Here is a 22,132-nt window from a genome sequence, read left to right as displayed (position 1 = left end):
GTCCACGCCTTCACCAATGGCAATGGGGCCCTCCAGACCCGCTTCCACCGGTTGCTGGGCGATGGCTACCGCGAGCGCTTGGCGCGAGGAGTCTGCACCGCCTGGGGCCTGGAGCGCGTGCTGGAGATCGAGGTCGCCACCGACTGCAATACGGCTCAGGCCGCGGCCTGCGGCGTCCTGCCCCCGCTCGGCCTGCCCGGCGAGCCCGCGGCGCCGGACGCCGTGCCCCTGAGCTCGCTGAGGCTCGCGCACGATCCGCCTACCGACACCCTGTTCCTGAGCGACGACCACGGGCCGGTGGGAGTGGCCTACCTCGGGCTCATCCCGCAGTACCGACTCGGCGGTTACATGTCCTGGCTGGCTCTGCTGGGCGATCCGTGGGCCCGAATGGCCCCCTTCGCGGATCACCGGACCAGTCGGAACCTTGACATGACCGGACCGCTGCCGGATGAGGTGGTCCACTCCCCGCGCTCCTCCCATGGGCGCCTGGTCACTCGTCGGGAGTCCTGGACCTTCCCGGCCTCCCGGGTGACCGAGCTCCTGGACCGCGACCTGGCGGCCACCCTGGTGAGAGTGGCGAGACTGCGCGATCAGTGGGGGATTCCCGCGGAGATCTACGTCCATCAGCACATGGATTCCCGGGCGGACCCCGGCGCCACCTTCGACGAGCACAAGCCGCGGTACGTGGACCTGCGGTCACCGGTGTCGCTGCTGGCGCTGCACGGCTGGATCGACCCCGACGTCGAGCACCTGACCCTGGTCGAGGCCCTGCCGACCAGGGATGAGCTCGCGGGTACGACGCCCGACGGCGAGGCGACGGTGCTGGAGTATCTGATCGGCATGCAGTGGCCCAAGTGGCCTAACGGATCCAAGGGATCGCAGGGATCACAGGGATCGCAGACCGGTGGAGGTGTCTGGTGACTACGGTGCAGAACGACGTCGGCGCGGGTTCGCGACCCCGGGCGGAGAGCGGCGGCCTCCCGACAGCCCCGGCAGGAGACCTCATGGCGACAGACCTTGCGGCGACGGGAGCCGGCCTGCTCGGCGGGACCGACCCGTCGGCGGCCAAGCGCTCGCCGGTTCAGGGCGACCCGGGCGCCGCCTCCGTTCGGGCGGACCGGGATGATCGGGACGACCGGGACGTCGATTGGCTGTATGCACGCATCTACTGCGGCGGCGGGGACGACACCGACGCCCTGCTGCCCGACATCGCACGGTGGGTGGATGAGGCCCGCGCCCGCTGGCCGATCCGCTCGGTCCACTTCCTGCGCTTCATCGACCTGCGCGGTCACCATATAAGGCTGCGACTGCAGGCCGCTGCGGATGTGCTGGACGAGGCCTTCGATCGTCTTGATGCTCTGGACGCGGCATCCTTGCGCGCGCGGGTGCGCGTGGTCGAGCTCCTGGTTACCGATCCGATGACCGCCCCCACCGGCAGCGGCCGGGCGGGCGCGGTGTGCTCGGTGTACGGGCCCGAGTACGACAAGTACGGCGGTCCGCCGGGGGTGGAGGAGGCCGAGCGGCATTTCGACGTCTCCAGCCGCTGGTGCCTGGAGAACCGGGTGTGGACGGTGACGCGTCCGCTGCCCAGGGTGGGTCTGACCGCTCGCTTCCTGGCACGTGCGGCCGCCGTCGGACCGCTGCCTGCGGATGAGCTGTTGGGCACGCACCTGCGCACGTGGGGGCCCCGGCTCCCCGAGCGTCTGCGCGACGGCGCCGTCCTCGGCCCTGTGGTGCGGCAGGTGCTCGGGTGCCGGCTGGAGGAGGAGCCGGGATGGGAGCGGGTCGATGACCTGGTTGAGCGGCTGGCCGCCGACGCCGCCCTCACCGTGCGCGGGATCGGTGCCGGTCCCGGCGGGCGCCGGGCGCTCGACGTCATGCACATGGACGCGAATCGTTTCGGCGTCAACCCCGCCGAGGAGTGCGTTGCCGGGGTGTGCGCCCGTTACCTGCTCGGTTCCGGCTGAGGCGGTAGAGACGGCAAAGTCGGCACCGGGCGGCTCCTGCGCTCGCGCTTCTGCCGGCTTCTGGCTCCCGCCAGTGCTTGCGCGTCGAGGTCGACATTTTAGTAAGAGTTCGTCGGGGTGACCGTCGAGCTCCTTCGGCAATGTCTCGTTGGGCGGGGGGGGGGGGGTGCGGGTGGGGACCGCCGGCCCACCCCACCACCGGAGTTGGTCAAGAATTGACGGTGGATTGAACGGTTCGAGGATCGTCGACCTTGGTCGACCGCATCACGATCGCGGTGATTGCTGCGCCAACCACTGCGATGGCGGCTGCTCCGAGGAACACGGCGGAGAACCCGTTCGTCAACTCCGTCAGGTCACCGAGTTGATCAGCGCCGAACACTGCTGCGATTGCGGTCATCACCGCGAGGCCTACAGCCGAGCCGACCTGGTAGCTGACGTTGACGATGCCGGAAGCCAATCCGCCCTCTTCCGGGCGTGCAGCCGAAATCGCCGTACCGAGTGAGGGAATGAACGCCAGCGTCATACCTGCCGCAGCCACGAGCGACGCCGGCAGTACGTCGACCCAGAAGTTGCCGGTGGGCCGGATCAACGACATCCAACCCAAACCGATTCCCAGTACCAGCAATCCGGCTACGATCATTGCTTTTGCGCCGAAGCGCGCCATGGCCCGTGGTGCCACGACGACCATGCCGAGCATGACGAAGATCGTCATCGGCAGCAGCGCCGCACCGGCCGGGAAGGCGCTGTATCCGAGCACTTGCTGCAGGTACAGGTTCAGGAAGAACCACATCGGTATCCAGGCAGCGCCGAGGACGAGCTGAGCGATGTTCGCGGCACCGAGGTTGGGCGCCTTGAAGATTCCCAGACGCACCAGAGGTTCCCGACGCTTCGACTGGATCAATACGAATGCACCCAACAGAGCGGCCGAAACGGCGAGCGCCAGCCACGTCTGCCCGGATCCCCATCCGACATCAGGTGCTCTGACGATGCCGAAGACTCCGACAGCAAGACCTGCGGTGACAGCGAGTGCGCCGAGGAAGTCGATCGACCCGGTACGTGCCGGTGCGTTCGGCATCAGGAGGGGAGTAGCGATCAGCGCGATGACAGCGATGGGAATGTTGAGGTAGAACACCCAAGGCCAGCTGGTGTATTCGGTGATGACGCCGCCGAGGAACACGCCGGCCGTACCGCCGGCCGGGGCGGCAGCGCCGTAGATGGACAGCGCCTTGGTCATCTCTTTCTGCGTGCTGCCGAACAGCATCATCAGCAAGGTGAGCGCCGACGGCGCGATGAGTGCGGCGCCTGCGCCCTGGACTGCACGGCCCGCAAGTTCGACGGCGACGTTACCGGCGGCACCGGCGACAACGGAACCGATCAGCAGGATCAGCCAACCAGCGGAGAACACTCTGCGGGCGCCGAACAGGTCGGACAGGCGGCCGCCGAGGAGGAGTAGCCCGCCGAACGCGATGACGTACGCATTGAAGACCCAGGTCAGGCCTTCTTGGGAAAAGCCGAGATCGCTCTGCATCTGGGGGAGAGCGACGCCGATGATGGAGGTGTCCATGATGACCATGAACTGAGCGGCGGCGATCAACGCCAACGCCCACCACTTACGGGTGGATTTCGGTTGTGTGGACATTCTGAGTTCCTTACCTGTACGGGGTATAGGTGATGCTTGTGTGGTCTAGGGGTGTCGTAAGCGGGCCTGGGTGACATCGGCGCAGCGCTTCGTTGGGGTGCACGGGGAAATGCTGCTCTTGGAACTCATTCGGCCGGCGCTCTGCGTAGATGCGCATCGGATCTCCTTCGAGTGAATTCAGGGTGTTCGAGTAGTTCGTTGCATACCCTAGGGGGGTATGGTACAAATTGCAACAGGTTCGATGTCAAGGAGTGCAGAACCTGACGCAGACGGCAACGAAAGTGCTGCCGACCCAAACTTTGGAGGGCAAGATGTTCAGCGACAACGGCTACACACTGGAATTGGCAACGTCGGAGGCGGCCGTCGGCAGCCATGTCCCCTTGCAGTTCCGGATCCTGGATTCGGTTGGAGCTCCGTTGACCCGGTACACCGACACCCACGACAAGCAGTTGCATCTGATCGTGGTCGGTCTGGACCTGACCGGATTCCAGCACGTGCATCCCGAATTGGACGAGAACGGAAACTGGCGTGTGTCAGTCGATTTCGATCACGCGGGAGACTACCGAGTCTTCGCTGACTTCACCCCGGACGGCGGTGACGGAATGACGCTGAGTGCGGATGTACGAGTCGCCGGGTCCTATGATCCTCGGCCGTTGCCCGCCGCTGCTGCCGTCACGACGGTCGACGGCTATACCGTCTCTCTCGAAGGCGCGGCCCATGCCGGCCAGACATCGAAGCTCACGCTCTCGGTCAGTCTTGACGGAATCCCGGTCACGGACTTGCAGCCCTACCTTGCCGCGTACGGGCATCTGGTCGCGTTGCGTGCCTCCGACCTCGCATATCTCCATGTGCATCCGGACGGTCATCCCGGTGACGGTGTCACGCCGGCTGGACCGGCAATCACCTTCTACGCCAACATGCCGAGCGCTGAGGACTACCGGTTGTTCCTGGACTTCAAACATGGCGAAGTGGTACGTACGGCGGAATTCACGCTGACGGCCGACAATGCGACCACGCCTGGGGCCGAACACTCGAGCCACGCGCACCACGGGCACTGAAACCGAATGCGTTTCGCAGCAACGGGAAAACGGGCATGGGCAATCGCCATGCATCCATCTGTTCGTGCCGTAGCGAAATGCGTGGCGATGTGCGCAGTGATTGCTCTGCAAGACAACGGAAGTCGAAGAGTCTCCGCACATCGCCCCGGTAACGAGAATTGTTGCGAAGTCACGCGTTGACGAATAGGAGGACATCGAATGTCGGAAGCGACAGAAGTGGGCAGTGCGCCAAGCAGTGCTCCAAACAGTGCCCAAGGCAGTGATGCGACCGGCGATGTGTGCTGCACGGGAGATTCGCACGGCTACATCACCGCCAAGGGCGACTACCTGGCGCGTCTGCGTCGCATTGAAGGTCAAGCTCGCGGCCTGCAGCGCATGGTCGACGAGGACAAGTACTGTATCGACATCCTGACGCAGGTGTCGGCGATGACCAAGGGCCTCCAGGCGGTGGCCATGGGCCTGCTCGAGGACCACATCGGCCACTGCGTCGTCAAAGCCGCTGTTGCCGGTGGGCCCGAGGCGGACGCGAAGATCAAAGAAGCGAACGAGGCGATTGCGCGATTGGTCCGCTCATAGAATTGTGATGAATGTTGATACCTTGGTGCGCATGTTCAGTATCGAGATCCGTCGTACATTCGCTGTGAGGTAGGGGCTTCCGGCACCGGTGCGGGACGCGAAGAACTTGCCGCCGCTGATGCCTGCCGAGGGTTTTCGCGTGACGATGCGAGTGGCGTTCTCGTTCGAGGACGACCAACTCGGAGAACGTGGATGGTTTGTCGACACGGACGCTCTGGACGAGTCCGTCGATCGATGTGCCGAGCAATTGGCGAGCGGTGCCTGGCCGGAGATTTTCGATTTCCGTCCGTCATTCGAGAATGTCGCGAAGTGGGCTTTCACTGAACTTGCGTCCAGCATTCCTCAGCTGACCTACGTCGAACTCGACAACGAGACGATCGGTGTGGCAACAAGATACGTCAGATCACAATGATCTGACGTATCTCGTTGACGCACCGCGTTCGGTCGACCGGCCTACTGGTAGAGGCGCAACGCAGAACCGATGAAGGTCTTACCGAATGCGAGTCCGGCCTTGTTGAAGTAGAAGCTCAAGACCGTATCTGCAAACGGGACTGCGGACACCGTTTTGGTGATCTGTGACTCGGCGTCCGCCCACTCCGCGCACGCTGCTTCGCCGGTCAAGCCGGATGCCTTGGCAACGGCTGCTTCGTAGGCGGGGTTGTTGATCGAAGAGAAGTTCTTACCTGCTGCCGGAGCAGGACCGGAGAAGAACGGGACGAACCCGCTGGGAACCGAATTGTTGATCTGGATCCACGCGATGTCCCACTGGTTGTTGTCCTTGCCACTGAGCATGACGTCGACAACCTTGGTCTGGTCGGCTCCTGTCACCTCGACGGTCGCACCGAGGTCGGACCATGCCGACTGGGTGAGCTCGGCTGCCGCGCTGCGCGCATCTTCGCCGGCAGCGTAGAAGAGGCGGAGGGTCAGCGGCTTTCCGTCCTTGCTTCGTTTGCCGTCGGAGCCGGCGGTCCAACCTGCAGCGTCCAGTGTTGCCTTTGCTGCGCTGAGGTCGAAGTCCGGAATGTTGCCTGCGACAGAGTCGTACACACAGGCTCGGGGCTCGACGGAGACAAGACTTGTTGCACGGGTGCCCTGGCCGCCAGTGATGACTTCAGCGAGATCGTCGAGATTGACAGCCTGGACGAGAGCTTTTCGAACGGCGGGATCACTGGTCGGATTGTCCGCAATCTGATTGAAGTACATCTGACCGGCGGGAAGTGGGCGCTGGACCGAGTCGAAATTGGCGGCATCGATGCGATCCTTGTCCGGACCGGCGATCGGAGATGCGCTCAGTTCGCCTGAGAGAAGCTGGTTTGCTGCGGTGCTGACATTGGGTGCCATGACAGCAATGACTGTCTTGGGGACACCCGGTGTGTCGGAGGTGGTGTCGTCGGGCCCCCAGCTGTAACCGTCACGACGCTCGAACGTGTAGTGGTCATTGGCCGAGACTTCGGTGACTTCGAACATGCCGGAGCCCAGCGACTTGTTGTTCGAGGCGGTCGGATCTTCGAGTCCGGCATCGCACATGATCGGGAGGCGACTGATGGTGAGGAGGAGGAACGGGGTCGGCGCCGGAGTGGTTACCGTAATGGTGCGGGTGGCGAGATCGGCAGTGGCCGAAGCGCCGATGGGAACTGTGGTGCCGCGTTGTTGTGAACCCTTGGCTGGATCGGCTACGAAGTTGATGTTGTTCGCGACGGTCTGCGCAGTCAGCGTCGACCCGTCGGTACAGGTCACGCCTTCACGAATGGTGAAGGACGCGGAGGTCGGCGTTTCTTCCCACTTCTCGGCCAACCATGGTTTGAATTCACTGGTTTCAGGATCCTGGTAGACCAGGGAGTCGTACGCCAGCTTCGAAATTTCCGCGGTTGCCGCAGAGCCGGACATGATCGGGTTGAGTGCACCCGGATCGCCTTGCAACGCGTACCGGAAGGTTCCGTCAGTCAGAGGCTCACCGCCGCCGGAGCCCGAGGACGTGCCTCCCGAGCTGCAAGCCGACAATACGAGCGCGAGCCCCGCGGTCGCGGCAAGCGTCGAATAGGAGCGGTGTTTCATTGTGCCTCCGTGAAGGAGCCGGGGCCCGGGAGTGAATCGTGAGGGCGCAGTCGAGTGTGACCGCTAAATCTTGGCGTAGGACGTGACGGGCATCTCGGTCGATCCTCACGAAAATCGGGCGGATTTTTGTTCGATTTCACGAAGGTTGGAGTTCTGGTTCAGTTCACGGGGAGTCGAGGTCACTTCGTCGTGGCCACCCGGTCTCCGTGAGCACGGTGCTGGCACTGACCTCAACGGGGAGGTGGGGTCGAGACCGTGGAGGTCTGCGTCGTCGTCGATTTCGGACCAGAATTCGTCCGCCGAAACATCAAGGCCGAGAACGATCCACGGCGGTCCGGCTTCTTGGAACGCGTACGAGACGGTTCCGGTACGCGGAACTGTCGTATCGAACAGTCGGTCTCCGACGGGATAGCCCTGCTGCTCGCCGACCAAAGTCAAGGTAGTCGGTTCGAAGGATGCATCGCGCAAAATCTTCTCGACTGCGCGGTCGAAGCTCTGCTGGACGCTGAACTCTTCGTCCGAGTTCGAACCGGTGAACTCGGGGAAATGCGCACAACACAAAACGTATGGGCCCGCTGAGTTGCAGTAGAGACGAAACACGGGAAATCCACCGGCCACGACGTGACGTTAGCAGGGCGTCGAAATGGAGAAGTTGCTGTTTCAGCAAAGATGGTTGCGTGAGTTGTGGAAGGTCGTTCATCCTGGGTGCATGAGCAACGAACACCACAATCACCACGAAAACTCCGATACCACCGAGAATCCGTACGCCAAGGCGGACGCACAGTTCTGGAACTCGCTGTACGAGGAACGCCCCGCGCGCTGGAGCGGAAATCCCAACCCACAGTTGATTGCCGAAGCCTCCGACCTGGAACCGGGCACGGCACTCGACGTCGGTTGCGGCGAAGGTGCCGACGCTTTGTGGTTGGCGCGTCGCGGGTGGAAGGTCACCGGCACCGACATCTCGTCGGTTGCGCTCGGCCGCGCCCAGGCTCACGTCGAGGGCGAAGGCGTCGACATCGAATGGCTGGAAGCCGACCTGACGAAGTGGGATCCGCAGGGGCGCTCGTTCGATCTGGTGTCCGCGCAGTTCTTCCACATGCTCGAACCCGCGCGCGGGGAATTGTTCCGTGCTCTCGGAGATCTGGTCGCGCCCGGCGGGAATTTGCTGATCGTGGGCCACTCACCTCACGAGTCGCCGACCGAGCACCATCGGGCCATGCTCCATACACCCGAATACGTGGAGTCGCTGTTCACCGATGGTTGGAAGGTGTTGGTCTCGGAGTCGCGGGAACGTGATCTTCCCGCGAACCCCGAGATGCATCACACGACGGATACCGTTGTGCTGCTTCAGCGATTGAGTGCGAGCACCGACAGCAACTCGTAAGCGACGTGGGCCGCTGCGATACCGGTGATCTCGGCGTGGTCGTACGCCGGCGCTACCTCGACGATGTCGGCGCCGACCACGTTGAGTCCCACCAACCCACGCAGTGTGTTCAACAATTCGCGAGAGGTCATGCCGCCCGCTTCGGGTGTTCCGGTGCCCGGAGCGTGGGCGGGATCGAGTACGTCGATGTCGACGGAGACGTACACCGGGCCACCGTCGAGGCGCTTACGCATGCGCTCGACGATGCTGGCGACACCGTCGACCTCGTAGTCGTCACTGCGGATCACCTGGAAGCCGAGGACGCGGTCGTCTTCGAGGTCCTTCTCGCTGTAGAGCGGTCCACGGATGCCGATGTGCTGCGAACGCTCCATGTCGATCAGGCCCTCTTCGCTGGCGCGGCGGAAGGGGGTGCCGTGGGTGAAAGGCTGACCGAAGTAGGTGTCCCAGGTGTCGAGGTGAGCGTCGAAGTGCAGGACGGCGATCGGGCCGTGATCGCGGGCCAGTGAGCGCAGGATCGGCAGTGCGATGGTGTGGTCGCCGCCGAGCGTGAGCACGGAGGAACCGTCGGCGCGCAGGTCGGTAACGGCGGACTGAACCGTCGTGAGAGCTTCCTGGATGTCGAAGGGGTTGACGCCGATGTCGCCGAAATCGGCTACCTGCTGGTTGGCGAAGGGCGAGACCTTCAGCGCCGGGTTGTACGGACGCAGCAGCTTCGACGCAGCGCGGATGTGGCCCGGACCGAACCGGGCACCGGGGCGGTAGCTGACACCCGAATCGAAGGGGATGCCGAGGATCGTCACGTCGGCGCGCGAGACCTCGTCCAGGCGCGGGAGACGCGCAAAGGTGGTCGGCTCGGCGTAGCGGGGGACGCGCGTGGCGTCGACGGGTCCGATGAACGATCCGGGGTTGTTGGTAGCCATGTGCAGAGGTCCCTGCTCTCGATTCGGCGCACACCGGGCGCCCTTCAGTGATGTAGCTCTCTGAGCAAGTATGGTTTCTTCAAGAGGCTCGGTTGTCAACCCCTGTTTCCTGAAAGGGACACGGCGGTCGTGAAGGAGTGGATTCAGTGGCCAAGGCGAAGGAAGTGGTCGAGCCGGTCGGACCGCGCATCGGGGCGAGGCTCAAGGCGGCACGTCAATCGAAGCGGTTGACCCTCGACGACCTGGCCGAGGCCTGTGGTGTGACCAAGGGGTATCTCTCGAAACTCGAGCGCGATCACGTCAACGCGTCGGTGGCGACCCTGATAAAGGTGTGCGCGGTGCTCGAGATCCCCGTCGGATCCCTGTTCGAGAATGCGTCCGCCGGTGAAGTAGTCCGCGCCGACGCCATGCCGCAAATCAGCTTCGGTGGCGAAAAGATGACGGAGTACCTGCTCACGCCTACCAACGAGCGTCGAATTCAGGTGCTGCTCGGCGAGCTGGAACCAGGCGGCGGAAGTGGTCGGGAGTTCTACAGTCTGCCGATCGACGTGAACTTCGTGCACGTGCTCGAGGGCGGCTTGCGGGTCTCGTTCGAGGGCGGTCGGACGGATCCGAACGGTGAGGCCGTCGATGCCGAAGACGTCGTACTTGCGGCGGGCGATTCCTTCACGTTCACGCCGACGCACAACCATAGTTTTCAGGCCGAAGGCTCGGTTCCGGCGAAGGTTCTGTGGGTCTTGAATCCGGCATTGCCGGAAGGGCCCCGCGCGTCGTCTTCGTGAGACTCGAATCCGTGAATGTTGATTCTTAGGAAACAAGAGTTGACATGATTGGCGGCACCCGTCACGCTGGTAGTTGTCCCCGTCACACACACCGTCGAAAATTGGCGTCACGGAACTCCTGAAGGAGCGCACCATGCATGTCGATTCAGTTCGAGTTGGCCTGTTCCAAGGTCCGCTCACCACTCCGGACACCTTTGCGTCGGTGGAGTTCAACCTCGCTGCAATCGACACTGCTGCCCGCGAGGCTGCGGCATCCGGTGCGAAGATCCTGCTGACGCCGGAGATGTCCGCAACCGGCTACGACATCGGCGAACTGGTGTCGCTACGCGCGGAACCGGCCGACGGCCCGATCTTCGATTCCGTCGCCGCGATTGCTCGAAGTGCAGGCATCGCAGTCGTCTACGGCTACCCCGAACTCGACGGGGGAGATGTCTACAACAGTGTGCAGGTGGTGGACCGCGACGGCACTTCGCTTGCGCACTACCGCAAGACGCATCTGTTCGGCACGCTCGACCGCGAACATTTCCGGCCAGGTGAGACCCTGGTGGTCGGGTTCGATTTCGAGGGCATCCGCTGCGGGTTGTTGATCTGCTACGACGTGGAATTTCCGGAAGCGGTTCGGGCCCATGCCGACGCCGGTACCGAATGGCTCATCGTGCCGACAGGGTTGATGACTCCGTACGAACACATTGCGCAGCAAGTGGTTCCGGCCCGCGCATACGAGAGTCAGATGTTTGTCACCTACGTCAATCGGTGCGGCGCCGAAACCGAGCTGACCTACTGCGGTCTCTCGTGCGCCATCGCACCCGACGGTGCCGAGTTGGCGCGGGCAGGGGGCGGCCAGGAATTGCTCTTCGCGGATATCGCCGCCGCCACCGTCTCGCAATCGCGCACCCTCAACACGCATCTCGACGATCGACGCCTCGATCTGTATCCCGACCTTTCTGTCACGACTGTCTCCAAGGAGAACCGTAGATGACCATCCCAGTAGCTCCGGACAGTTCCTCGGAACCCGGCAAGCAGCCGCCCCTCACGATGTTCGGGCCGGATTTTCCGTTCCCGTACGACGACTACGTTTCCAGTCCGGCGGGACTCGGCTCGGTGCCCGATCTGGCACTGGGTACAGAAGTTGCCGTGATCGGTGGTGGACTCTCCGGCATGATCGCGGCCTACGAGTTGCTCAAGGTCGGTCTCAAACCGATTGTCTACGAAGCTGATCAGATCGGTGGCCGGATGCGGTCGGTCGAGTTCGACGGGCACCCCGGGGTTGTCGCCGAGATGGGCGCAATGCGTTTCCCACCGTCGTCGACGACGTTGTTCCACTACCTGAACGAACTGGGTCTGCAGACCGAAGAGTTCCCCAATCCCCTTGCCGAGGTCACGCCGAGCACCGTCATCGATCTCAAGGGTGAGAGCCACTACGCGCACACTCTCGAGGATCTGCCGCCGATCTACACCGAGGTGGCGCAGGCCTGGCAGCGCACTCTCGAAGAGCATGCCGATCTGATTCCGTTGCAGCAGGCCATTCGTGACCGCGACACCGCAGAAATCAAGCGGATCTGGAACGACCTCGTGGTGCGCTACGACGACCAGACGTTCTACGGATTCCTCGCCGCGTCGAAGCACTTCAAGTCCTTCCACATGCGGGAAGTGTTCGGACAGGTCGGATTCGGTACGGGCGGTTGGGATACCGACTACCCCAACTCGATCCTCGAAATCCTTCGTGTGGTCATCACGGCCGCCGACGACGACCACCGCGGCATCGTCGGTGGATCGCAGCAGCTGCCGATGCGGTTGTGGAACCGCGCCCCGGCGCACATGGCGCATTGGCCTGCCGGTACTACGGTCGCTTCGCTCAACGACGGTGAGACGCGTCCCCGCGTCACCGAACTCCGGCGTACCGAGCCCGGCAACATCACGGTCACCGACTCCGAAGGTTTCATTCGCACGTATGCGAGTGCCGTTGTGACAGTGCAGAGTTGGATGCTGCTGAACAACATCAGGTGTGACGACGATCTGTTCCCGATCGACCACTGGACTGCGATCGAGCGAACTCACTACATGGGTTCGACCAAGGTGTTCGTTCTCGTCGACCGCCCGTTCTGGAAGGACAAGGACCCCGTGACCGGCCGTGATTCGGTGTCGATGACACTGACCGACCGTATGAGTCGCGGCACCTACCTGCTCGATCAAGGCGAGGGCAAGCCAGGCCTGATCTGCTTGTCGTACACCTGGTCGGACGATTCGCTGAAGCTGCTGGCGCTCGACGCCACCGAGCGCATGAACATCATGCTGCGCTCTCTCGAAGAGATCTACCCCGGCGTTGACTTCCGCAGCCACATCATCTCGAGCCCGGTGACGCTGTCGTGGGAAACCGAGCGCGACTTCATGGGCGCATTCAAGGCGAACCTTCCGGGGCACTACCGCTACCAGGAGCGCCTGTTCTCCCACTTCGTGCAGAATGATCTCGAACCGCGTCATCGGGGAATCTTCCTCGCCGGTGACGACGTGTCGTGGACCGCCGGCTGGGCTGAGGGCGCGATCCAGACCGCGATCAACGCGGTATGGGGCGTCGTCAACCATCTCGGCGGCGCTGCGCCTGCCGAGAATCCCGGACCCGGCGACGTGTTCGAGGAGCTTGCTCCGATCAGGTTGGGCGACTGAGCTCACCGCAACTGCCGAAATGTCGTGCCCGATGGGGGTTGGTACTCCTATCGGGCACGACCTCTTTCCGGTGATCCACGCAACACTGGAAAGTGTTCGGATCCAATAATTTCCAGGAGGGTGTTCAATGGCGAGCACATCATCGGCGACCAAGACCGCAGCTGCAGAATCGAGACCGGCAGGCGGTGATCGATCCGGTGACCCGGCGCTCGAACTGGTCGCCGAATTGGCAGCAGCGGGCCAGCGACTCGTCTTCCGTCAGGGCGACGACTTGAACAGCGATGCCCTGAGCAGTGACGATCTGACCTGTGTGGTGCTGTGGCCGTCCGGAGAGCCCTCCCTCTCCGATCTGTGCGAGAACTTCGAGTCCCTCGGACTCCGAGTTTCGACGCACCGCCCCCTTCCGACCGTTCTGGGTTCGGCGCACTACTTCACCTTCGAGCCGAGCACCTTCGACGGCAGTGCGCTGCAGAAGATGGCGGACGCCTTCGAAGCCGTCATCGCCGGACAGACCCGGATGGACGCATTCTCCAGTCTGATCGGACGAGCAGACATCACGTGGCGCGACGCAGAGTTGCTGCGCGCTGCGTGCCGTTTCCTCGCTCAGGCTCGTATCGGGTTGTCCGAGAGCTACATCGTCGGAGTGTTGGCAGCGAAGCCGCTCTTCGTACGGCAGGCAATCGAACTCTTCACCGCGCGTTTCGATCCCGCCGTAGCAGGTTCGCGTGAGACGGCCGTGGCCACCGCGGCGGCGGCCATCGACGAATCAGTCGACGGTGCAGACACTCTCGACGAGGATCGCGTCTTGCGCGGCGTTCGTTCGTTCCTGCAGGCGACTCTGCGCACCAACTGGTACCTGCGTGGTGAGTCCGGCGACCCGCTGCCGTACGCGTCGTTCAAGATCGACTCGCAGTTGCTCTCCACCCCGCAGAAGACCGTTCCCTTCCGCGAGATCTACGTCAGCGCACCCAATGTCGAAGGCGTTCATTTGCGTAGTTCGTCCGTCGCCCGTGGCGGCCTGCGTTGGTCGGATCGATACGAGGACTACCGCACCGAGGCCCTGAGCCTCATGAAGACCCAGAGCGTGAAGAATTCCCCGATCGTTCCTTCGGGTGCCAAGGGCGCGTTCGTGGTTCGGGGCACGTCGTCACCGACTCCGGCGCAGGTGCAGGAGTCGTACAGCACCTTCATTCGCGGCTTGCTGGACGTGGTGGACAACATCGTCGACGGCGCTGCGGTACACCCGGCAGAAGTAATCGAGTACGACGGTGAAGACTCCTATCTCGTCGTGGCAGCAGACAAGGGGACCGCACGGTTCTCGGACGTCGCGAACGGCATCGCCGTCGAGCGTGGTTTCTGGCTCGGCGACGCTTTTGCTTCCGGCGGTTCGGCCGGCTACGACCACAAGGCGATGGGCATCACCGCTCGCGGCGCCTGGGTAGCGGTACGACGGCACTTCGCCGAGCGCGACCTCGATGTCGACACCGATCCGTTCACCGTCGCGGGTATCGGGGACATGTCCGGCGACGTGTTCGGCAACGGAATGTTGCTCTCGCACAAGATCCGTCTGGTCGCGGCATTCGATCACCGCCACATCTTCATCGACCCGAACCCCGACACCGAGACGACGTTTGCCGAACGCGCTCGCCTCTTCACCGTGCCGCGCTCGTCCTGGGACGACTTCGACCGCACCGTGATGTCGCCTGGTGGTGGCGTCTGGCCGCGGAGCGCGAAGTCGATCCGCCTTCCGCTCGAGGCGCGGGCGGCCCTCGGAATCACCGAGGAGAAGCTGACCCCGCAGGAACTGATCCGAGCGATCCTGTGTGCTCCGGTGGACCTGTTGTGGAACGGCGGCGTCGGTACCTACGTGAAAGCGTCGACCGAAAGCAACGTCGACGCGGCCGATCCGTCCAACGACGCAGTTCGCGTCAGCGCTGACGAGTTGCGTGCGACGGTGGTCGGTGAGGGCGGCAACCTCGGCTTCACCCAGCGTGCCCGCATCGAATATGCCGCTGGCGGTGGCCGAATCAACGCCGACTTCATCGACAACGCGGCCGGCGTGGCTACCTCGGACCGTGAGGTCAACATCAAGATCGCACTCGCAGCGTTGGACTCGACCTCGCGCAATGAACTACTCGCGGCGGCCCAGGACGAGGTGGCCGCATCGGTGCTCGAGGCCAGTGAAGATCAGACCCTCGCGATCAGCCTGGCCGAGCACCGCGCACCGGCCCTGCTCGATCAGCACGAGCGGTTGATCGAGAACCTCGTCTCGGCGGGCGCCATGAAGCGACTGGAAGAATCTCTGCCCGACGCCAAGGCGCTGGCGGTCAGGGCGCGTGCCGGGCAGGGTCTCCTGCGGCCGGAACTTGCTGTGCTGGTGGCGCAGTCGAAGAACGTACTGACTGCGGAACTGGGCGCATCGACGGTCCCGGACAATCAGATCTTCGCCGATCGTCTCCCACAGTACTTCCCGCTCTCCGTCGTCGAGGCCGCACCGGACGCAGTCCGCGCACATCGGTTGGGCCGCGACATCATCATCACCTCGGTTGTCGACGAACTGGTCAACCGCGTCGGCCCCGGCGTGCTGTTCCGGCTGGAGGAACACCTCGGAGTCCACAGTCCGGAAGCGGCTCTGGCCTACGCAGTGGTCAGCGAAGTGCTCGGCACCGAGGAACTTCGGCGCGAGATCTTGAACTCGGAGCTGCGCGCCACCGAGCAGTTGCAGGCTCTCGATCGCTTGCAGCAGTTGTTGGAATCCGAGATGAGCTGGGTGTTGCGTCGCCCGGGAGCAGCCGGCCGGTTCACCGTGAACCCGCGAGCCGACATCGATCGATGGGCCGCGCCGGTGCGGGCTCTCACCGAAGGGCTGTCGGCAAGTGAGCGCATCGAGGCTTCTTTCGGGGCGCTCGCCCTGGCTGACATTGCATTGCAGGAGAATACGACGGTTCAGGCCGCAGCTGCGATCTACCGGGAACTCTCCGACACCCTCGATCTGGGCGATGTTCTCGGGGGCGTCGACGTTGCCGTCGGTGCCTCGCATTGGGAGGTCATGGGCAGCGCTGCCGTCCACGCCAGGTTGACGGCGCGTTTCGCAGACCTCGTGTCCGGAGCGCTCGGAGAAGGTATTCCGGAGGTCGTCGAGTTGTGGACCGCCGCCAATCCGCAAGCGGTGCGCCGGTTCACGGCTTTGATGTCGAGCGTGAGCCGCAGTGGAGCGCTGGACACCGCCCGTCTCTGCACGGTCGACGCCGAACTCGAACTGCTCGTCCGCGGTGCGTCGAGCTTCGCTTCGGTGCATGCGGAGGAGCGTTCAGCGGCCCTCCCAGGCGAGTAGCGATAGCAGTAGTTCGGCTCTGACCCTGGCCTGCCCGAGGTCGCATTGCAGCAGTTCCTCTATGCGTGCGATGCGGCCTCGGAGGGTGTGCCGGTGAACACCGAGTTCGGCTGCGGCCGATTCCCATTGGCCGTTCGCCTCGAGATAGGCGCGCAGTGACGCGGCCAGTGCGGTTCCGTGTGCCTGGTCGTGTTCCGTCAGCACCGGGATGGTGTCCGCAGCCATGGCGATCAATGCGTCACGGGCAGGCTCGGATGCCAGAATCGTCGAACCACTCAGAGCGTCGAACTCGAGAATACGCGCCGTAGCCGTCGTGAGGTTGGCCGCGGCGCGGGCCTGGACGAGTGCGCGGGGTGCGTCGAGAAGACGGTGAGGGGTGCTGATTCCGGCACGCACGGCTTTCGCTTCGGTGGGGGAGAGCTGCGCCAGTAGTGTTTTGGCGGTGTCGATTGTGTCGGTTCCGCGGAGGAGGACGGTCAGCGAACCGTCCTCGGATTGCGCGAACAACGGCCGGCCTGCTCGTGCGAGAGCGTTGTCGAGTTCGCGAAGAACGGGGCCGAGTCCGGATCCGCGAACGTGGACGACACGGACGTTGCCGTGCGTGTCGCTCGCTTCGTCCAAGTACGACGGCACACCGTCCTCGGGGATTCGGCCGTCGAGTAAGAGCCCGAAAGCCATGGCGTTGAGTCGAGTTCGCTCGGCCCGCAGGCGAACCGGCTTCTCGAGTTCGAGAGTGAGCAGTGAGACCGCATGCCCGAGCAACACTCTGTCGATATTGCTCAGGGGCCCGGCGCCGGCCATTGCGAGGTAGCCGTGCCAGCTGTCGGTGACGCCGACCGGGGACAGTGTCAGCGTCCGTTCGGGCGTGCTCTGCGAGATCGACGCCGGAGCGTTGGGATCGCGAGTGGTGGCCGCGACCGCGCGAACCTCGGTGATCAACGACTTCTGGTTTGCCGGATGCACCGCGGTGATCCGATCTCCGACAAACGCCACCGAAGTTTTTGTGGCCGTGGCCAGTTCGCGCACGATGGCCGAGACGCCACCGCGCAGTGCAACGCGGGTGATGCGTGTCTGTACTTCTGCCGCGCGGAGTACCGATTCGTATTCCTGCTGGCTCAGACGGGTCATCACCGCGCGCGTGACTGCCGCGAACGGGGTCGTGAACGGCACTTCCAGCAGGGGGAGTCCGCGACTGCGGGCGGCGGCAATCAGGTCTGCGGGCACACTCTCGTGGGAAAGGCCGGTCCCGAAACCCAGAGCCGATACTTCTGCGGCGGCCAGACGGTCGATGTACTCGCTGTAGTCGGTGGCGTCCGCGCCCACCAGTGCCAGCCCGGTGGTGAGCACCAATTCGCCGCCGGAAAGCCACGGTGTGGGGTCCGTCAGCTCTGTGGCCTGCGCGAACGTGACGGGGTGGGTGGCAGCTGCTCGGTCGGTGAGCAGAGCCAGCGAGAGGTGTTTCTGGCGCAAGAGCCACGAGATCGGAACCGTCACCTGATCAAGGCTAGCTGTCGTTGCCGATATGGAGTAGTCCCGAACCTTCGGGTATCCATTTCGGCAGTGCTTGCGATGCTTCGCGCGTCGCATACTCGAATGCAATACACAACCGAGAGGGTGGTCACATGAGTGCAATCGAATACCGGCTTCCGCAGGAGCGTCGCATCGTCACGGAGTTCCCGGGCCCGCGCTCGGCTGCGCTCGCCGAACGCCGTAAGAAGGTCGTCGGCGCCGGCGTCGCATCCACCCTCCCGGTCTACGTCGCCGACGCAGACGGCGGAGTCATCGTCGACGTCGACGGCAACTCGCTGATCGACCTCGGTGCCGGTATCGCGGTGACCAGCGTCGGCGCTTCCAACCCGGCCGTCGTGTCCGCCGTTCAGGATCAGGTCGCGCACTTCACCCACACCTGTTTCATGGTCGCTCCGTACGAGGGCTACGTCGAGGTCGCCGAGCGTCTCGCCGAGCTCACCCCCGGTGACCACGAGAAGCGTTCCGTGCTGTTCAACTCCGGCGCAGAAGCCGTCGAGAACGCCGTCAAGATCGCCCGTCACGCAACCGGTCGCGACGCAGTCGTCGTCTTCGACCACGCGTACCACGGCCGCACCAACCTCACGATGGCACTGACCTCGAAGTCCATGCCGTACAAGAGCGGCTTCGGTCCGTTCGCCCCCGAGGTCTACCGCGTCCCGATGTCCTACCCGTACCGCGAGGGCCTCAACGTCGATGGCTCCAAGATCACCGGTGAGCAGGCCGCACAGCGCGCCATCACGATGATCGAGAAGCAGGTCGGTGCTGCCAACACGGCCGCCATCCTCATCGAGCCCATTCAGGGCGAGGGCGGATTCATCGTTCCCGCAGAAGGATTCCTCCCGACGCTCGTCGCGTGGGCCAAGGAGAACGGCGTCGTCTTCATCGCCGACGAGGTTCAGGCAGGCTTCGCTCGTACCGGCGCCTGGTTCGCCAGCGATCACGAGGGCATCGTCCCCGACCTGGTCACTCTCGCCAAGGGCATCGCAGGCGGCATGCCGCTCGCCGCTGTCACGGGCCGCGCCGAGCTCATCGACGCCGTCCACCCCGGCGGCCTCGGTGGCACCTACGGCGGTAACCCCGTCGCCTGCGCCGCTGCATTGGCGTCCATCGACCAGATGCGTGAGCTCGACCTCTGTGGCCGCGCACGCACCATCGAGTCGACCGTCGTCGGCCGAATGAACGCACTGGCAAAGGAACTCGACGTCATCGGTGACGTTCGCGGTCGCGGCGCGATGCTCGCCATCGAGCTGGTCAAGCCCGGTGGGCAGGAGCCGGACGCCGACATCACCAAGAAGATCGCCGCCGAATGCCTCGCTGCCGGCGTCGTGATCCTCACCTGCGGTACCTACGGCAACGTCATCCGTTTGCTCCCGCCGCTGGTCATCTCCGAAGAGCTGCTCGACGACGCGTTGACCGTCCTCGAGACCGCTATCCGCACTGCAGCACAGGGGAACTGACATGTCCAACGTCTCGGATCTTCTCGACTCGGTACCCAAGGGTCTCTGGCTCGGCGGCAAGCTCGTCCCGGCCGAGAAGACCTTTGCGGTCTACAACCCGGCAACGGGTGAGGAACTCGCCCAGGTAGCCGACGCCACCGCTGCCGACGGTATCCGTGCGCTCGACCTCGCCGCTGCGGCGCAGGAAGACTGGGCGGCCACTCCGGCACGTGTACGCGGCGAGATCCTGCGCACCGCCTTCGAATTGCTGCACGCCCGCGCCGAGGACTTCGCGCTGATGATGACCCTGGAAATGGGTAAGTCGTTGGCAGAGAGCCGCGGTGAGGTCAACTACGGCGGCGAATTCCTGCGCTGGTTCAGCGAGGAAGCAGTACGCATCGGCGGACGTTTCACGCAGGCTCCGGCCGGCAACGGTCGCATCCTGGTCACCAAGGAAGCCGTAGGACCGGTCCTCGCGATCACCCCGTGGAACTTCCCGCTCGCCATGGGCACACGCAAGATCGGACCGGCGCTGGCTGCCGGTTGCACCATCATCGTCAAGCCCGCCGAGGACACGCCGCTGACCATGCAGCTCCTCGGTCAGGTGTTCGCCGATGCCGGTCTGCCCGACGGTGTGCTCTCGATCCTCCCGACGTCCGACGCGGCCTCCATCAGTGGACCGCTGATGGAAGATGCGCGTCTGCGCAAGGTCACCTTCACCGGCTCCACTGGCGTCGGAAAGTTGTTGGTGCGCAATGCTGCTGACAAGCTGCTCCGCACGTCGATGGAACTCGGTGGCAATGCGCCGTTCATCGTCTTCGACGACGCCGACATCGACGCAGCTGTCGACGGCGCAATGCTCGCGAAGATGCGCAACGGCGGCGAGGCCTGCACCGCGGCCAACCGCATCTACGTCGCCAACTCGGTGCGCGAAGAGTTCACCGACAAGTTCACCGCCAAGGTTGCGGCCTTGAAGGTGGGCGCCGGTGACGCCGAGGGCACCAACATCGGACCGCTGATCAACACCAAGCAGCTCGCAACCGTCACCGGACTCGTCGACGACGCCGTGTCCAAGGGTGCTCGCGTTCGCACCGGTGGATCGGCACCCGAAGGCCCCGGGTTCTTCTTCACCCCGACGGTCCTCGACCAGGTGCCCGCCGACGCGCGCCTGCTGAAGGAAGAGATCTTCGGACCCGTTGCGGCAGTGGTCGGTTTCGACACCGAAGACGAAGCGATCGCGGCTGCGAACAACACCGAGTACGGTCTCGTGGCGTACTTTTACACCCGCGACATCGACCGTGCAATGCGCGTCTCGGCCAAGCTGGACACCGGCATGGTCGGCGTCAATCGCGGCGCGATCTCCGATGCTGCCGCGCCGTTCGGTGGCGTGAAGGAATCGGGCTTCGGCCGTGAAGGCGGAACCGAGGGTATCGACGAGTATCTCGATACCAAGTACGTAGCGCTCTAACTTGCTGTGCGCCTTTATTAACCGCGGGCGGTTAATAAAGGCGCACAGTTGTCTATTGACCTAACGGAGTGGGGCGGTAGTACTTGCCCTCGTGGTAGAGCAGCGGTGCGGCAGCGGATTCGTCGTCTTCTTCGGCGTGCACCCGCGTGACGAGACCGATGACCAACGTGTGATCGCCGACAGGGATCAACTGGTCGACCTTGACGCGCATCCAGCTGGGGGTGCCGTGCAGCACCGGTTCCCCGGTGTCGAGCACTGCCCACAGTGACTCGTCTGCAAAACGCTGATCGGCACTACGCGCAAAGCGCTGGGCCAGATGCTGCTGATGTTCGCCGAGAAGGTGGATCACCAAGGACTCGGCTGCCTTGAGCGCATTGATGCTCGACGACGTCTCCGCGATGTTGAACGAGACGAGCGGCGGCTCGAGGGAGACGGACGAGAACGAAGTGGCGGTGAAACCCACCGGGCCGGTACCCGAATCGAGGGTCACGACGGTGACACCGGCGGGGTGGCGGCGAAGCGCAGCGCGGTAGTCACCGGCGCAGATGCCGGTGGACAACTCGGGCGTCGCTGCTACTTCGGGGACGTCGGGGGTGGTGTGGCTGGAAACGGCATTCGGCTTGTCAGACAACGGGAACTCTCCGGCTGGAACTCGAGGTGTGCGGTGTGGTCGAGGTGACTGCGCTCGGCATACACAGACATGCGTCGGTGCGGCACAGATCTACGTGTCGTCGACGCCAGTGGTTACCGGCCGGGGTCCTGGTTGCAGTGCACATGGTGCGTCCAACTATAGGTGGACGCACGTCTGAGTGGGTTCGGACCGGGTTGGCTGAAGTGCGTCAGTCCATGTCGACGGCGAGGCCGGCCGTGATTCGAAGGAGTTCGGAGTACGTCGTGCGAAAGACCGTGTTCGGGTGCCCGGCAGCAGCCCACAATTCGGGGTACTGCTCGAGGGCGGTATCGATGTACGTCGGCAGGTTGGTGGGATGCCCGAGCGGAGCGACCCCACCGATCGGCTGGCCCGTCGCGGACTTCGCCATCTCCAGCGGCGCCCGCGTGAGCTTGCCTTCGAGGCGTTCGCCGGTGGCCTTCAGATTCACCTGATGCGCGCCGGAGACCAGCAGCAGGACCGGATCGTCGTCGAGAAGGAACACCAGTGACTTGGTGATCGCGCCTACCTCCACCCCGACGGCCGCCGCTGCCTCGGCCGCGGTGTGCGTGGCGTCGGGCTGCGTGACGATGACGCCGTGGTGACCCCGCGAGATCAGTGTTTCGGCGACGTGCGAGGCGTTGGGGTGGAGGAGGCTCGTCATGAGTTC

19 protein-coding genes are annotated in these 22,132 nt (G+C 64.0%); 12 read left to right on the top strand and 7 right to left on the bottom strand.

The window, feature by feature from the left end; genetic code table 11:
- Together RWT78_RS09980 and RWT78_RS09975 are read left to right on the top strand one after the other, a co-directional pair.
- On the top strand, positions 1 to 921 hold a 921-nt coding region (locus RWT78_RS09980; protein WP_314675498.1), incomplete at its 5' end, for a hypothetical protein.
- 83 nt (positions 922 to 1,004) lie between these two features.
- Positions 1,005 to 1,967, top strand: coding sequence for a lantibiotic dehydratase C-terminal domain-containing protein (locus RWT78_RS09975; protein ID WP_314675497.1), 963 nt, complete (start codon positions 1,005 to 1,007; stop codon positions 1,965 to 1,967).
- Between the two features lie 208 nt (positions 1,968 to 2,175).
- Here RWT78_RS09975 and RWT78_RS09970 read toward each other — a convergent pair whose 3' ends face one another.
- Positions 2,176 to 3,606: an MFS transporter gene (locus RWT78_RS09970; RefSeq protein WP_003941200.1), complete on the bottom strand. Its 1,431-nt coding sequence runs from the start codon at positions 3,604 to 3,606 to the stop codon at positions 2,176 to 2,178.
- 251 nt (positions 3,607 to 3,857) lie between these two features.
- Here RWT78_RS09970 and RWT78_RS09965 point away from each other — a divergent pair, with 251 nt between their 5' ends.
- The 3 genes from RWT78_RS09965 (at position 3,858) to RWT78_RS09955 (ending at position 5,652) form a co-directional block, all read left to right on the top strand.
- Positions 3,858 to 4,664 (top strand): hypothetical protein, encoded by an 807-nt coding sequence (locus tag RWT78_RS09965; protein ID WP_003941194.1) that lies wholly within the window; start codon positions 3,858 to 3,860, stop codon positions 4,662 to 4,664.
- A gap of 198 nt (positions 4,665 to 4,862) precedes the next feature.
- On the top strand, positions 4,863 to 5,240 hold the full coding sequence (locus RWT78_RS09960; protein WP_003941137.1) for a metal-sensitive transcriptional regulator: 378 nt from the start codon (positions 4,863 to 4,865) through the stop codon (positions 5,238 to 5,240).
- Between the two features lie 145 nt (positions 5,241 to 5,385).
- Entirely contained in the window at positions 5,386 to 5,652 is a 267-nt protein-coding gene (locus RWT78_RS09955) for a 6-carboxytetrahydropterin synthase (protein WP_249347261.1), read from the top strand.
- A 41-nt stretch (positions 5,653 to 5,693) separates the two neighbouring features.
- On the opposite strand, the gene RWT78_RS09950 is transcribed toward RWT78_RS09955, so the two are convergent.
- Entirely contained in the window at positions 5,694 to 7,295 is a 1,602-nt protein-coding gene (locus RWT78_RS09950; RefSeq protein WP_003941166.1) for an ABC transporter substrate-binding protein, read from the bottom strand.
- Between the two features lie 105 nt (positions 7,296 to 7,400).
- Positions 7,401 to 7,913, bottom strand: a complete 513-nt coding sequence (locus RWT78_RS09945; RefSeq protein WP_314675495.1) for a hypothetical protein — start codon at positions 7,911 to 7,913, stop codon at positions 7,401 to 7,403.
- Between the two features lie 91 nt (positions 7,914 to 8,004).
- Between RWT78_RS09945 and RWT78_RS09940 the strand changes: the two genes are divergently transcribed.
- Positions 8,005 to 8,679, top strand: a complete 675-nt coding sequence (locus RWT78_RS09940) for a class I SAM-dependent methyltransferase (protein ID WP_314675494.1) — start codon at positions 8,005 to 8,007, stop codon at positions 8,677 to 8,679.
- Here the strand turns inward: RWT78_RS09940 and speB are convergent.
- Positions 8,643 to 9,599, bottom strand: a complete 957-nt coding sequence (gene speB, locus RWT78_RS09935) for an agmatinase (RefSeq protein ID WP_003941134.1) — start codon at positions 9,597 to 9,599, stop codon at positions 8,643 to 8,645. The genes RWT78_RS09940 and speB overlap by 37 nt on opposite strands.
- A gap of 146 nt (positions 9,600 to 9,745) precedes the next feature.
- Here speB and RWT78_RS09930 point away from each other — a divergent pair, with 146 nt between their 5' ends.
- The 4 genes from RWT78_RS09930 (at position 9,746) to RWT78_RS09915 (ending at position 16,379) form a co-directional block, all read left to right on the top strand.
- On the top strand, positions 9,746 to 10,381 hold the full coding sequence (locus RWT78_RS09930; RefSeq protein WP_314675493.1) for an XRE family transcriptional regulator: 636 nt from the start codon (positions 9,746 to 9,748) through the stop codon (positions 10,379 to 10,381).
- A gap of 133 nt (positions 10,382 to 10,514) precedes the next feature.
- Positions 10,515 to 11,360 (top strand): carbon-nitrogen hydrolase family protein, encoded by an 846-nt coding sequence (locus tag RWT78_RS09925; protein WP_019746722.1) that lies wholly within the window; start codon positions 10,515 to 10,517, stop codon positions 11,358 to 11,360.
- Positions 11,357 to 13,045: an NAD(P)/FAD-dependent oxidoreductase gene (locus RWT78_RS09920; RefSeq protein WP_042452042.1), complete on the top strand. Its 1,689-nt coding sequence runs from the start codon at positions 11,357 to 11,359 to the stop codon at positions 13,043 to 13,045. Before RWT78_RS09925 ends, RWT78_RS09920 begins: the two co-directional genes overlap by 4 nt.
- A 127-nt stretch (positions 13,046 to 13,172) precedes the next feature.
- Entirely contained in the window at positions 13,173 to 16,379 is a 3,207-nt protein-coding gene (locus RWT78_RS09915; protein WP_003941144.1) for an NAD-glutamate dehydrogenase domain-containing protein, read from the top strand.
- Here the strand turns inward: RWT78_RS09915 and RWT78_RS09910 are convergent.
- A complete protein-coding gene (locus RWT78_RS09910) occupies positions 16,356 to 17,873 on the bottom strand; it encodes a PucR family transcriptional regulator (RefSeq protein WP_003941127.1) in 1,518 nt (505 codons plus the stop codon). The genes RWT78_RS09915 and RWT78_RS09910 overlap by 24 nt on opposite strands.
- Positions 17,874 to 18,001: 128 nt before the next feature.
- On the opposite strand from RWT78_RS09910, the gene gabT reads away from it, so the two are divergent.
- Both gabT and RWT78_RS09900 read left to right on the top strand, forming a co-directional pair.
- Positions 18,002 to 19,366 carry a 4-aminobutyrate--2-oxoglutarate transaminase gene (gabT, locus tag RWT78_RS09905; protein WP_007727077.1) on the top strand — a complete coding sequence of 455 codons (1,365 nt, stop codon included), beginning with the start codon at positions 18,002 to 18,004 and terminating at the stop codon, positions 19,364 to 19,366.
- A 1-nt stretch (position 19,367) separates the two neighbouring features.
- Complete coding sequence (locus RWT78_RS09900; RefSeq protein ID WP_042922728.1) at positions 19,368 to 20,813, top strand: NAD-dependent succinate-semialdehyde dehydrogenase; 1,446 nt, start codon at positions 19,368 to 19,370, stop codon at positions 20,811 to 20,813.
- 52 nt (positions 20,814 to 20,865) lie between these two features.
- Here the strand turns inward: RWT78_RS09900 and dszD are convergent, their stop codons facing one another.
- The gene (gene dszD, locus RWT78_RS09895) at positions 20,866 to 21,444 is read right to left on the bottom strand and encodes an NADH:FMN oxidoreductase DszD (protein WP_003941189.1); all 579 of its coding nucleotides are present in this window, start codon (positions 21,442 to 21,444) and stop codon (positions 20,866 to 20,868) included.
- A gap of 208 nt (positions 21,445 to 21,652) precedes the next feature.
- On the bottom strand, positions 21,653 to 22,126 hold the full coding sequence (locus RWT78_RS09890; RefSeq protein WP_003941167.1) for a YbaK/EbsC family protein: 474 nt from the start codon (positions 22,124 to 22,126) through the stop codon (positions 21,653 to 21,655).
- Positions 22,127 to 22,132 lie beyond the last annotated feature (6 nt).

The sequence above is a fragment of the uncultured Rhodococcus sp. genome (assembly GCF_963525155.1).
Taxonomy (GTDB): domain Bacteria; phylum Actinomycetota; class Actinomycetes; order Mycobacteriales; family Mycobacteriaceae; genus Rhodococcus_F; species Rhodococcus_F qingshengii.
This window is presented reverse-complemented; position numbering and strand designations above follow the sequence as displayed.

Excerpts from the sequence above, each read along its gene's own strand:
- RWT78_RS09975 (WP_314675497.1), top strand. The coding sequence starts at position 1,005 with ATGGCGACAGACCTTGCGGCGACGGGAGCCGGCCTGCTCGGCGGGACC.
- RWT78_RS09950 (WP_003941166.1), bottom strand. The coding sequence starts at position 7,295 with ATGAAACACCGCTCCTATTCGACGCTTGCCGCGACCGCGGGGCTCGCG.
- RWT78_RS09900 (WP_042922728.1), top strand. The coding sequence starts at position 19,368 with ATGTCCAACGTCTCGGATCTTCTCGACTCGGTACCCAAGGGTCTCTGG.
- RWT78_RS09970 (WP_003941200.1), bottom strand. The coding sequence starts at position 3,606 with ATGTCCACACAACCGAAATCCACCCGTAAGTGGTGGGCGTTGGCGTTG.
- speB (WP_003941134.1), bottom strand. The coding sequence starts at position 9,599 with ATGGCTACCAACAACCCCGGATCGTTCATCGGACCCGTCGACGCCACG.
- RWT78_RS09955 (WP_249347261.1), top strand. The coding sequence starts at position 5,386 with ATGCGAGTGGCGTTCTCGTTCGAGGACGACCAACTCGGAGAACGTGGA.
- RWT78_RS09960 (WP_003941137.1), top strand. The coding sequence starts at position 4,863 with ATGTCGGAAGCGACAGAAGTGGGCAGTGCGCCAAGCAGTGCTCCAAAC.
- RWT78_RS09925 (WP_019746722.1), top strand. The coding sequence starts at position 10,515 with ATGCATGTCGATTCAGTTCGAGTTGGCCTGTTCCAAGGTCCGCTCACC.
- RWT78_RS09890 (WP_003941167.1), bottom strand. The coding sequence starts at position 22,126 with ATGACGAGCCTCCTCCACCCCAACGCCTCGCACGTCGCCGAAACACTG.
- RWT78_RS09940 (WP_314675494.1), top strand. The coding sequence starts at position 8,005 with ATGAGCAACGAACACCACAATCACCACGAAAACTCCGATACCACCGAG.
- RWT78_RS09915 (WP_003941144.1), top strand. The coding sequence starts at position 13,173 with ATGGCGAGCACATCATCGGCGACCAAGACCGCAGCTGCAGAATCGAGA.
- RWT78_RS09920 (WP_042452042.1), top strand. The coding sequence starts at position 11,357 with ATGACCATCCCAGTAGCTCCGGACAGTTCCTCGGAACCCGGCAAGCAG.
- gabT (WP_007727077.1), top strand. The coding sequence starts at position 18,002 with ATGAGTGCAATCGAATACCGGCTTCCGCAGGAGCGTCGCATCGTCACG.